Annotated in this window: 13 protein-coding genes; 7 read left to right on the top strand and 6 right to left on the bottom strand. The window is 38.0% G+C overall.

Annotated features, from left to right (window positions below):
• Positions 1 to 74: 74 nt before the first annotated feature.
• Entirely contained in the window at positions 75 to 1,751 is a 1,677-nt protein-coding gene (locus SB028_RS06300; protein WP_069368166.1) for an ATP-dependent nuclease, read from the bottom strand.
• A gap of 322 nt (positions 1,752 to 2,073) precedes the next feature.
• On the opposite strand from SB028_RS06300, the gene SB028_RS06295 reads away from it, so the two are divergent.
• The 6 genes from SB028_RS06295 to artM all read left to right on the top strand — a co-directional run bounded on the left by SB028_RS06295 (position 2,074) and on the right by artM (position 7,466).
• Positions 2,074 to 2,976 carry a lysine exporter LysO family protein gene (locus SB028_RS06295; protein ID WP_069368165.1) on the top strand — a complete coding sequence of 301 codons (903 nt, stop codon included), beginning with the start codon at positions 2,074 to 2,076 and terminating at the stop codon, positions 2,974 to 2,976.
• A gap of 52 nt (positions 2,977 to 3,028) precedes the next feature.
• Positions 3,029 to 4,486 (top strand): DUF2867 domain-containing protein, encoded by a 1,458-nt coding sequence (locus SB028_RS06290; protein ID WP_069368164.1) that lies wholly within the window; start codon positions 3,029 to 3,031, stop codon positions 4,484 to 4,486.
• Between the two features lie 112 nt (positions 4,487 to 4,598).
• Positions 4,599 to 5,327, top strand: coding sequence for an arginine ABC transporter ATP-binding protein ArtP (gene artP / locus SB028_RS06285; RefSeq protein ID WP_069368163.1), 729 nt, complete (start codon positions 4,599 to 4,601; stop codon positions 5,325 to 5,327).
• 14 nt (positions 5,328 to 5,341) lie between these two features.
• Positions 5,342 to 6,076 (top strand): arginine ABC transporter substrate-binding protein, encoded by a 735-nt coding sequence (gene artJ / locus SB028_RS06280; protein ID WP_069368162.1) that lies wholly within the window; start codon positions 5,342 to 5,344, stop codon positions 6,074 to 6,076.
• A gap of 17 nt (positions 6,077 to 6,093) precedes the next feature.
• Positions 6,094 to 6,798 carry an arginine ABC transporter permease ArtQ gene (artQ, locus tag SB028_RS06275; protein WP_006537477.1) on the top strand — a complete coding sequence of 235 codons (705 nt, stop codon included), beginning with the start codon at positions 6,094 to 6,096 and terminating at the stop codon, positions 6,796 to 6,798.
• The gene (gene artM / locus SB028_RS06270) at positions 6,798 to 7,466 is read left to right on the top strand and encodes an arginine ABC transporter permease ArtM (RefSeq protein WP_069368161.1); all 669 of its coding nucleotides are present in this window, start codon (positions 6,798 to 6,800) and stop codon (positions 7,464 to 7,466) included. The genes artQ and artM overlap by 1 nt, the downstream gene beginning before the upstream one ends.
• Positions 7,467 to 7,586: 120 nt before the next feature.
• Here artM and SB028_RS06265 read toward each other — a convergent pair whose 3' ends face one another.
• The 4 genes from SB028_RS06265 to SB028_RS06250 form a co-directional block, all read right to left on the bottom strand.
• The gene (locus tag SB028_RS06265; protein WP_069368160.1) at positions 7,587 to 8,786 is read right to left on the bottom strand and encodes a multidrug effflux MFS transporter; all 1,200 of its coding nucleotides are present in this window, start codon (positions 8,784 to 8,786) and stop codon (positions 7,587 to 7,589) included.
• A gap of 105 nt (positions 8,787 to 8,891) precedes the next feature.
• Entirely contained in the window at positions 8,892 to 10,025 is a 1,134-nt protein-coding gene (gene rlmC / locus SB028_RS06260; protein ID WP_069368159.1) for a 23S rRNA (uracil(747)-C(5))-methyltransferase RlmC, read from the bottom strand.
• 30 nt (positions 10,026 to 10,055) lie between these two features.
• Complete coding sequence (locus SB028_RS06255) at positions 10,056 to 10,565, bottom strand: YbjN domain-containing protein (protein WP_069368158.1); 510 nt, start codon at positions 10,563 to 10,565, stop codon at positions 10,056 to 10,058.
• Between the two features lie 166 nt (positions 10,566 to 10,731).
• Positions 10,732 to 11,034, bottom strand: a complete 303-nt coding sequence (locus SB028_RS06250) for a YbjC family protein (RefSeq protein ID WP_069368157.1) — start codon at positions 11,032 to 11,034, stop codon at positions 10,732 to 10,734.
• Positions 11,035 to 11,203: 169 nt separating this feature from the next.
• Between SB028_RS06250 and SB028_RS06245 the strand changes: the two genes are divergently transcribed.
• Complete coding sequence (locus SB028_RS06245; RefSeq protein ID WP_036912158.1) at positions 11,204 to 11,467, top strand: GrxA family glutaredoxin; 264 nt, start codon at positions 11,204 to 11,206, stop codon at positions 11,465 to 11,467.
• 253 nt (positions 11,468 to 11,720) lie between these two features.
• On the opposite strand, the gene SB028_RS06240 is transcribed toward SB028_RS06245, so the two are convergent.
• Entirely contained in the window at positions 11,721 to 12,146 is a 426-nt protein-coding gene (locus SB028_RS06240; RefSeq protein ID WP_069368156.1) for a secondary thiamine-phosphate synthase enzyme YjbQ, read from the bottom strand.
• Positions 12,147 to 12,195: the final 49 nt, after the last annotated feature.

The following is a 12,195-nucleotide window of genomic DNA, read 5'->3' as shown; positions in this document are numbered from 1 at the left end:
TATTCTCATAGCTAAATAAAATAAGTGTAGATCTCGCGAAATTATCTTACTGGCACAAGTGTAGTGAATTCGAATTAATTCGCCTTACCTCTTGCAAGCCATGCAACACGAGAGAACATACTTTTTAGTATGGAAGGGATGGAGTCTACTCCACGTTTAGCCGCATTATTCGCCACCATTAGTGCGAGATCAGGCTTCGATGAACGTTGAATAGCTTTAATGATCACGCGTCGAGTTGGCCATTTTTCATTATCGGGTACACCAGCAACATCATGATATACATTACGAAAACCTTCTTTGTATAAAAAGTGTTCCATATCTAACGCTGGCAATTTCGTTAATCTATCCCGCTCTGCATCATTACTTTTTAATGCAAAATCCTTAACAGTAGCGGCATATTTCTTACCCGCTTCATCACCATCCACCAAAGTATGCCATTCTATACCCATATAAGTTGCATACTTTAATAATGGCTTAAGCCCACACTGAGCAAACTCAATAACTTTTATTCCTTCGGCTTCAAAAAAATAATTACATTGCCTTGCCAGTTCATTCATTAACCAAATCTCTGTTTCACCTTCCACCAATAACCAACAACGCGCAAATAACGCAGAGGGGCGATTATAACGAATATGAAAAGAGATACGTCGCTCTTCATCAGAATGCAGTTGCTGCCCTCCAACACGATAAGCAGCAACTTTATCGGTATCACGCACTAAACGGCAAACGCTCTCTAAGGGTGCAAGTGACAGTAACTCACCTGAATTTGTGGTTGTGAGTCGTTGCAATGAAAAAAGATTGAGTAATCCCCAAGCCACCGAGAGCATAATAGGATGTAAACGCGTTTCTGGATTTTCAACAATCACGATAGGTCTCGCATAAGGATCAAGCGCAACACTACCACGAGACTGTAAGATAGAAGAAAACATCCCCAAGATAATTAATCGAATACTTCTCTGATTGGGTTTTGCCAACACTTTATTAATATTTTCTAAGGCATGCCACCCACGTACATGAGGCTCGTTAACTTTGCAATGACGAGGGCGAGATTTAAACAGCAATGAACCATGATCTGCAAAATAGTGCCCTAACAGTTGTTGCATTGCATCAAGACCTTCACGTAAATCTTCATCTGACAATTCGTCAGGATTTTTGACTAACGCTTTGGTTAACTCACTCATTTTATTATTAAACGCTTCTCGGTGAGGATTATTATGAGAATCGATAACATCAGAGGCTAAATCACGAACAAAACGTGCATCTTGTAAGCGAAGTACAGGATAAAGCCTAACAATCTCTGCAATGATTTCTTGCGTTTGCCCATTAGGTAAGCGAATTTGCTTCCCTTCTTTATCGAGAAAATAGCGAAATGTTTTTACATTCTTTTGTTCATCTAATTCAGCACTGATACGGTAATAGATATGTTTAAGATCATCACCATTTTCAACCCATACAGGTGCTATTTTATGGAAACGATAAGAGCGGTGACGTCCAGGGCGAGATTCTGTAAACGTTAGAATAATTTGTAGGCTTTTTTTGCTATTTTCTTCAGGCTCATTCGGCAAACGATGGAAATCATCGGGTGTAAATGCATATTGATAGGTTTCAATACCCAAACTGAGTGTTAACGCATCAAGTAATGAGCTTTTACCCCACGCATTTTCACCCACTAAGACTGTATTCATATCAAGAGGTAATGAAAGACGATTAAGTCCACGGAATCCAACGATTTCCACTCTTTCTAAATACATAAAATTCCTCGTTAGTTACGACTAAGCTATGATTTTATTTTATTCTTAATCAGCTAATAATTTCACTTAATGAATAATTTCATTAAATCATAGTTCAAGATAGCCGTAATAAAATTTACTCAACTATTCGATATATACCCATTTCGTTCACTTTTCAATCAATTAAAGCCTATTATTGTGAAACATGGTAGGCTCATGACCCTTAATAAATATTTTAGGCTTATCTTAATTTCTGTATCCACAACATCATAAGTAAATGTTATAATCCAAGTTACGTTATTAGTTTATTTTATAATTTGAGCGCACTCAGTAAGGAATAGAAATGCTATCAGGATTATTAATTATCCTACTTCCGCTTTTTGTAGGGTATTTGATTAAGTTAAACAATCGCCCATTACTTCATCTGGCAAACCGCCTGCTCAGCGCGATGGTTTACGTGATCCTATTTCTAATGGGTGTTAGTTTAGCCATGCTAGATAATATTGGTGAAAACTTAGTCTCGATTCTTTCTTATGCCAGTGTTTTCTTTTTATGTACATTTGGCGCAAATTTACTGTTTTTATGGCTATTGGATAAAAAAGATCCTTGGGATGTTCCAGCCCATAAACAATCCAAGCCCCCTTCACGTATAAAAATGGTACTTGAATCACTGCAATTATGTGGTGTCGTTGTTGTGGGTTTTTTTATAGGCTTAACCAACTGGTCAATTTTCCATTATGCCTCTCATGCCAGCCAAGGTGCGCTTATCTTTTTACTTTGGTTAGTCGGTTTACAATTACGTAATAGCGGAATGAGCCCAAAACAAATTCTGATCAACCGTCGTGGAACAACCATTGCTGTCGTTATGGGGGTTAGCGCACTTGCTGGTGGTGCTTTGGCGGCTTACTTGCTGGGACTACCGATGAAAATGGGATTAGCCATTGCATCGGGTTATGGTTGGTATTCATTATCGGGTATTGTGCTCACCGATGCATTTGGCCCCGTAATTGGTAGTACTGCATTTTTCAATGATTTAATGCGTGAATTAGCGGCAATCATGCTTATTCCGATCATTGTTAATCGTTATAGAAATACCGCATTAGGTATTTGTGGCTCAACATCCATGGACTTTACCTTACCGGTTTTACAAAGAAGTGGAGGTGTATCCATCGTGCCAGCAGCGATTGTGCATGGATTCGTTTTAAGTTTAATCACACCAATCTTGATGGCATTCTTTACTTCATAGAAAAATCAGTAACAATAGAACAATAACGTTCTCTTTTTACAATGGATTAATAATGAATCAACTGCGTGTATTAGTACTTGGTGCAAGTGGACATATTGGTCAAAATCTTATTCCAGCTCTGATAAAACAAGGTCATCAGGTCACAGCGGGTGCCCGTAGAGTTGACTGGATGATGTCTCAAGGTTGGAAAAATACACGCTGTATCTTTGTCGATTTGCATGATCCAGAAACCTTAAGCAAGGTCATGCTCGATACAGATATCGTTTATTATCTTGTTCATAGCATGGGCGATTCACATAATTTAGTTGAGCAAGAGCGTAAAGCGGCAATTAACGTTGTAGAAGCATTAGAAGGCACGAACGTTAAACAAATTATCTTTTTAAGTGCCTTACAGCATGAGGATCAACAATATTCACCTCATCTTATTGCCCGAAAACTGACAGGGGAAGTGTTAAGAACGAGCACTATTCCTGTCACTGAAATTCGAACCTCTATGATTGTAGGGCCCGGCTCTGCTGCCTTTGAAATTATGCGTGATATGGTTTATAACCTTCCTATTCTTACCCCTCCACGTTGGGTTCGTTCTAAATCCTCGCCTATAGCGCTCAAAAATTTAATTCACTATTTAACTGAAATTATTCATCATCCCACTCATCAACACCGCATTTTTGATGCGGGTGGCCCTGAATATATTAGTTATCAAACCCTTTTTGAACGCTTTATTAAAATCTCAGGTAAAAAACGCGTGCTGATCCCGATACCGATGCCGGGAAGTCTTATTTCGGCAGGTTTTATCAGTATGATAACATCTGTGCCAACCTCGATTGCCAAAGAGTTGATCCAAGGGCTTAAATTCGATCTCCCAGCCAACGATGAGCCATTACGTAAACTTATTCCCCAATCTCTCATTAAATTTGATGATGCAGTAAAAGAAACCCTCGCTGATGAAGCAGCGGCTTTAGATAACCAAGATTGGGGATACTCTCCCGCTGTTCGTAGCCGCTGGAAACCCGGTTATGGTTATTACCCTAAAAATGCAGGTTGTACAGTATCCACCCCCGCAAGCGCAGCATCCCTTTGGCATACAGTGCAACAAATCGGCGGAGAACAAGGCTATTTTTATGGTAATACGCTATGGAAAACACGCGCTATTATGGATGATATCGCTGGAAATAAAGTCACTTACGGGCGCCCTTCTAGAGAAACATTAGAACTTGGCGATATGATTGATGGTTGGCGAGTGATCAAACTTGAGCCTGAAAAACAACTCACACTGCTATTTGGAATGAAAGCTCCTGGTTTAGGTAGACTCTCTTTCACGATCCACGACAGCGGTAATCTTCGTTCAATAGATGTTCGTGCGTGGTGGCACCCAGCAGGGTTTAGTGGATTGCTTTATTGGTTTGCCATGATGCCTGCTCACTTATTTATTTTCAAAGGTATGGCTAAAACAATAAGTACTAACGCTTACAAACTGGATAAAAATTCACCTAACAGTGAAGAGAAATAGCTAAATTACCCATTTTTACGTAAAAAAACCACTTTATTATGCAGTTTTAGTTGCATAATTATTCTTGCCGTTTTATTATTTGCATCAGTTAATGACTATTCAGAAAAAACGCATGAGTATTCAATTAAAAAACATAAATTGTTTCTACGGTTCGCACCAAGCACTCTATGATATTAATCTGGAATGCTCTGCTGGTGAAACAATGGTTCTGTTGGGACCAAGTGGTGCAGGTAAGAGTTCACTAATGAGAGTTCTTAATTTATTAGAAATGCCACGTTCAGGCGAATTAGAAATTGCGGGTCTACATTTTGACTTTAGCCAGCAGCCTAACGCAAAAGCAATTCGCTCATTACGCCAAAATGTGGGCATGGTATTTCAACAATACAATTTATGGCCACATTTAACGGTTCTAGATAACTTAATTGAAGCACCATGTCGTGTATTAGGTTTATCAAAACCGCAAGCCAAAGAAAAAGCAATGAAATTACTTGAGCGTTTACGTTTAAGTGATTATGCAGGACGTTTTCCTCTGCATTTATCGGGAGGTCAGCAACAACGTGTTGCTATTGCAAGAGCATTAATGATGGAGCCTCAAGTTCTCTTATTTGATGAACCTACGGCAGCATTAGATCCTGAAATTACAGCTCAAGTTGTTGATATTATCAAAGAACTTTCTGAAACGGGTATTACACAAGTTATTGTAACCCACGAAGTTGAAATTGCACGCAAAGCCGCGAGCAAAGTTGTATATATGGAAAACGGCCGTATTATAGAGCAAGGTGATAACTATCGTTTCACTGCGCCACAAACGGAAGCTTTTGCTAATTACTTGTCACACTAAATCAGGATCAGACAATGAAAAAAATATTATTTGCAGCACTTCTGACCAGTATTACACTTTCTGCAACTGCGGCTGAGAAAGAGACAATTCGTTTTGCAACTGAAGCAACGTATCCTCCATTTGAAATGATTGATGCGAATAATCAAATTGTGGGATTTGATGTTGATTTAGCAAATGCAATGTGTGCAAAGATTAATGCTGATTGTACCTTTACCAATCAGTCATTTGATAGTTTAATTCCTAGTTTGAAATTCCGTCGTTTTGAAGCGTTAATGGCGGGTATTGATATTACGCCAGAACGTCAAAAGCAAGTTGATTTCACTGATTCTTACTATGATAACTCAGCAGTATTTATCACAGTAACAGGTAAAATCTCTGATGTTGCGAGCTTAAAAGGCAAACAAATTGGTGTACAAAATGGAACAACCCATCAGAAATTTATCAATGAACAACACAAAGAGATGAAAACTGTTCCTTATGACAGCTATCAAAATGCAGTATTAGATCTTAAAAATGGTCGTATCGAAGCTATCTTTGGTGACACTGCGGTTGTTAATGAATGGCTGAAAAAGAACCCTGAATTAGGTATTGTAGGCGACAAAGTTACCGATCCTAACTACTTTGGTACAGGCCTTGCGATCGCAGTAAGAAAAGGCAATGCTGATTTACAAGATAAATTAAACAAAGCATTAGCTGAAGTAAAAGCTGATGGCACCTATGATGTCATTTATAAAAAATGGTTTGAATAACAATAATAGTTTAATAAATGAATGAAATAACAACTCTAGCAGGTGCGGCCGTCACAACGGTCACACTTGCTATTTCTGCTCTTATCATCGGATTAGTTCTAGCCATGCTGTTTACAGCTTGGGAATCCGCAAGATGGAAAGCCTTTGCTTTCTTAGGAACATGCTGGGTAACACTCATTAGAGGACTACCAGAAATGCTGGTAGTTCTTTTTGTCTATTATGGCACCTTGCAAGGCGTCATGATGTTAATGGATGGAATTGATCTTGGTGCTTTCACCTTACAAATTGATTTTGGTGATACTGAATCATTGCCTTTCTATTGCGGTGTTATCGCCCTTTCACTTCTTTATGCTTCTTATGCTTCACAAACTCTACGTGGTGCATTAAAAGCCGTACCAACAGGACAATGGGAAGCGGGTCAAGCATTAGGTATGGGGCGTATTACTATTTTCTTCCGCTTTATCATGCCTCAAATGTGGCGTCACGCTTTACCCGGCTTAGGTAATCAGTGGTTAGTGTTATTAAAAGATACAGCATTAGTCTCATTAATCAGCGTTAATGATTTAATGTTACAAACGCAAAGTATTGCTAACCGAACCCAAGAACCTTTTACTTGGTATAGCATTGTTGCCTTGATTTATTTGGCTATTACCTTGGTCAGTCAATATATCCTGAAATGGTTAGAGATGAGAACGACCCGATTTGAACGGAGTGCCTCATAATGTGGGATTATATTGTAGATATTTTACCAGGATTACCAACTAGCCTTTCTTTAACGCTTGTGGCGCTATTGGTTGCATTTACACTCTCAGTTTTAATGACGTTTGTTTTAGCACTAAAAACACCCGTTATTAGTCAAATAATAAAAGCTTATATTACCTTATTTACTGGTACGCCTTTATTAGTACAGTTCTTCTTAATCTATTATGGCCCTGGGCAATTCCCTGCGTTAAAAAACTTCCCAACAATGTGGGAATTGCTATCAACACCATGGTTTTGTGCAATGGTTACATTAGCATTAAATAGTGCGGCTTATTCAACTCTACTTTTTTATGGTGCGGTAAGAGCTATTCCATCAGGACAATGGCAGTCTTGCCAAGCGTTAGGCATGTCACCTATACAAACAGCAAGAGTGATATTACCTTATGCATTTAAGCGTGCGCTTTCATCATATTCGAACGAGGTAGTCTTAATATTCAAAAGTACCTCACTTGCCAGTACCATCACTTTACTTGAGTTAACAGGTTATAGCCGACAAGTCTTTGGTCAAAGTTATGATGTCATGGTTTTTGTTGCTGCGGGTATTATTTATCTGTGTATCAACGGAATATTGACACTATTAATGAGATTGATTGAGAAAAAAGCCTTAGAGTTTGAGCATCGTAATTAAAAACGTGTAAACCAAATTATCGATATAAAAACACCCCAACCGTTTTTGAACTGCACCCCAAAAGTTGGACACCAACTTTGGGGTGTTTTTATATGTCAGAATAAACAACAAATACGTGTTCTATTCTTGTGTAGCCTGCCTTTCTATTAATGCTTCTTTATGGCTTACTCGGTAAGCATTCAACGCTAATAAACTCCCCATTAACATCACAATAGCTAACGCTAATTTAGGTTGTACTGGTGAAGCTAATGCCGTTAAACCAAAAACTGCCCCGCCTGCCATTTGAATAAAACCCACTAATGCAGAGGCAATACCAGCCGTTTGTGAATAAGGTTCAAGCGCATAACTTGTCGCCGGCCCCATAATAAAAGCAAGACCAGCACAAGCACTTGCCACAGGAAGCATATAAATCAGCCAATGATCCTGCATGTCGGTAGGAATGAGCAACAAGCTGCCTAACAAACTCACACAACCTAATCCCATTAACCCACTCCCTAAGATCAAACAAATAGGTCTACCGAGGCGATGAATAACACGATTCGCATAAAAACTGACAAACATGATCCAAAAACCATTTACACCAAAAACAATAGAAAAAATCAGTGCCGATAATTTTGCATCATTCATCAATACAATTGGGGCAAATGACACATAGGTTAATGCCATCCCCATTGTACCCGCATTCACTAAAGCAAAAGTCAAAAAGCGTTTACTGCATAAAATCTCAAGGTATGTTTTACCTAACTTTTGTTTTGATTGAGCTGTATTTTCAGGCTTTGTTTCTGGTAAAAAGCGGGTGATCAAAATCAATACAAACACTGAATAGAAAATTAAGAACCCGAAAGGTGCGCGCCATCCCCAATATTCTGCCAACAATCCACCTAATAGCGGTGCCAAAGCAGGAATAATATTTAACGTGCCATTTAAAAAACCAAAAACGCGAGCAGCTTCATTACCATTAAAACAGTCACGCACACAGGTAAAAGCCACAACGGAAGTACAACATACTGCCGAAGCTTGTAATAATCGCGAAATAATAAAAAATGTTGAGTCGGTCGAAACCGTTGCAATAACAGAACCTAAAATATAGATAAGGATCCCAGCGATAGCGATAGGCTTACGACCCAACTTATCCACTAAAGGCCCTGATATAAGTTGCCCTACACCGAGGACTAAAATAAATAAAGCGATAGTTGATTGAATAAGGGATACACTACTCCCTAAATCTTGAGCAATCGCTGGTATTGTCGGTAAATAGAGATCGATCCCCAAAGGCCCCAATAACACCATCACTAATAACAATGCTTTTAAATTCTGCATAAAATAGAATGCCTATCTAATAAAAAAGAAAACGCCCGATGTTATCCATCGAGCGTTAAATGCTTATTTATACTAACACTCAATCACTATTTTGTAATAAATATCTTAGTTGTCTTGTAATACCAATAACGTCAGCACTTCATAGTGAGAAGTATGAGGAAACATATCAAACAATTGCACTCTATCTATTTGATAGTGTGAAAGTTGCTGAATATCTTTTGCCATAGTTTGAGCATGACAACTTGAATAAAGGATAAAGCGAGGTTTCATTTTATTAAGATAATCGCACAATGCCTCACCAATACCTCTCCTTGGTGGATTAACAAGCACTAATTCAGGAACTGCTCCTTTCGCTAATGCATAATCTGTTGAATCTAAAGCCTGAAACTCAACATGTTCTAGCCCTAATTCCTGAGCTGATAAACGAGCACATTCAATTGCTTCTGGGCTAATTTCAATACCTGTTAATTGGGTTGATTTATCCGCACAATGCAATCCAAAGCCCCCAGAACCACAAAACATATCCCACAAATGTGTGATATTTAATTCTCTCACCCAACGACCTGCTGTGGCATAAAGTGATGAAGCTACTACTGGATTAGTTTGAAAAAAACCTCTAGGACGAATATGTAAGGGTATTTGGTTAAATGATTCATCTAAGAACGTTTTTTCTGTCAGAATAATTTCTTGCTCACCTTCCAAAATAGCCATATGTACAGGTTGAATATTAATGGAAATAACGGCTAATTGAGGCAATTGCTCTTGTAACCAAGGAAGTGCTTTACGAAGTTGTTCTCGTTTTTTTTCTGAGCGCAAAACAAAGCGCAACATCATGGTGCTATTGCTTCGACTCTCTGTTAATAAAATAAACTTGAGTTCACCGCGGCGGCGTTCAATGTCATAGGGTACTAACCCTGCTTTTGCAATAAATGTTTTTAAAACAGAAAACACGGGTGCAAAAGAAGCTGGGTACAGTGGACATTCGCATAAATCGACAGCGATACCATCCTTAGTTTTTAAGCCTAAAACAGGTTTTTCGACACTCCCACTAACGACCATTTTGGCTTTATTACGAAACTGCGCCTGTTGGCTTTCCACAGGTGCTAATTTATCAAAAGCATAATCATTGGGAAGTAATGCTAATAGGCTGTGCTGTTTTTTCTTGATTTGTTCAGGGTAAGCAAGAGAAAGCCACTCACAAGAATGACATTCACCCGCACTAAATCGTGCGCATTGCATAAGATTTTGTGACCGTTATGGAGATTAATATTAATGTACAGTATAGGAGGAGTCAGTTGATGTGCTATTTATCTCAACATCTTCATCTTCTTCGTTTTCACTTTCTTGCTTTTCACCATACAAGAAACCGTTATTAAAAATTTCACTAACAACTTCAGCAGATTGCTCTTCTGCTTTTTGTAAGAACAGGTCAAATTGATTCAGTGAAATGCCTGCTGCAACCGGAAATGATTGGCAGAAAACTAATTTTGGTAAATTATCATCACTAATTTCTAGAAATGTTTTAATAAATAAAGAGCTTGCATTAATTTGGCTTAAATTGGCCATTAATGGCACGATTGCTGACGGTTTTAACTCAGCGATAGCAGTAAATACAAGTACATCCTCAAGAATATCAATTTTAGCATCAAAAATGCCACTGATATATTGAAGATGTGGTAAATGCAACGCCTGACAAGAGTCACATTCATAATAAGCAATCTGTAGTTCATCAAGCCAAGATTTTAGCTGATCCAGATCGGTAGTCACAACAGCGTTCATTTAAATAACCTTTACGCGCAAAAAAAGAGTGCCTTTTGGCATTGGTGCTATTTTGCCACTTTTTCTATCTTGAAGGCACTAAATAAATAGAAAAACGAAGAAAATTAAGCCAATTTACATCTTGGTTTTTCTTAGTTTCTAATACATTTTGAGGAAAAACAGGTTGCTATTCTTCGGTATTTTCTTTTTTCTTTTTATTATTTGTGGATTTATTATCGATCCCTAAAAAAGTTAATCGATAAATAGCACGCCATACAATATGGATAGCTGGCGGGATCATGCAGATAACGCCTAAAACAACCAGCGTCAATTGTCCTGTATATGTTCCTAGCCACTGCGGGGAGGTCATATATTGATTGATATAAAGATAAGCAATCACTAAGAGAATAATCCCAATTATTTCAATGATGATAATGGGTTTGGGCATATCTGACAGTGATTTCATATCTCGATTTGAAGGCTTTTCCATCATTTCTCCGCTAAAGCTGTATCGCAGTCCTATCTCATTATTCGGCAAATTGATATAATTTATCACACTAAAAGGCAATAACTGTTTTTATTTAGCCTCATAAAAAGGCATAGTAACAATCAATAGAAACTATTATGCCTGAATTTTATTTCCTCATAAGGAGTGTTGTATGTTTGTTGTCATTTTTGGTCGCCCAGGTTGCCCATATTGTGTTCGTGCAAAACAACTGGCTGAAACTTTGTCTGAAAAACGTGACGATTTCGATTTCCGCTATGTCGATATTCAAGCTGAAGGAATTACAAAAGCTGATTTATCTAAAACTGTTGGTAAACCTGTTGAAACTGTGCCACAAATTTTTATTGATGAGAAACACATTGGTGGTTGCACAGATTTTGAAGCTTATGCTAAAGAAAATTTAGGCATCTACAACTAATCCAAAAGCGCTAAAACAGCTTATTTATCAATATGTTTTAGCGCTTTCTTTTTTCTTAATCCCCATTTTTCCTTTCTATTTCCACTTTTTCTAAAAAAATATTCTATTTTTTTTCATTAGTCAGCGAACTTTCTTTCTAACCCGTAGTCTGAATTAGTGCCACTGCTTTTCTTTGATGTCCCCAAATATTGAGGAGCCCGATAGTTTCAACCCATTTGGTGAAATAACTGTCGGGTTTTTTATTGCTTGAAACTTAGCCACACTCACCTTGTAATGTCACAATAATACGACGATTACCGCCGTGATTACGATGTTCACCAAGATAAATCCCTTGCCAAATCCCTAAATTCAGTTCTCCTTGACTAATAGGAACAGTGACACTTTGTCCAAGTAAGCTACTTTTAATATGCGCTGGCATATCGTCACTACCTTCATAAGTATGAAGATAGTCATCCTCATCCTCTTTGACACATTGATTAAAGAAACTTTCAAAGTCATTTCGTACTGTTGGATCAGCATTTTCATTAATCGTTAATGAAGCCGATGTATGTTGAATAAAAAAATGAGCAATTCCAATTTTATATTGTCTTAGTTCCGGTAATTCTTGAATCAATGTTTGTGTAATTAAGTGAAATCCTCTTGGCCTTGCATTAAGGACTATATTTTTCTGGAACCACATAAAGTAATACCTCATTGAAGATAAGAAAAAAAACGATGTGAGAGTAATA

The sequence above is a fragment of the Proteus vulgaris genome, assembly GCF_033708015.1.
In the GTDB taxonomy this organism is placed as follows: Bacteria; Pseudomonadota; Gammaproteobacteria; order Enterobacterales; family Enterobacteriaceae; genus Proteus.
The sequence above is the reverse complement of the archived record's forward strand: the minus strand, read 5'-3'. Positions and strand labels throughout refer to the sequence as shown.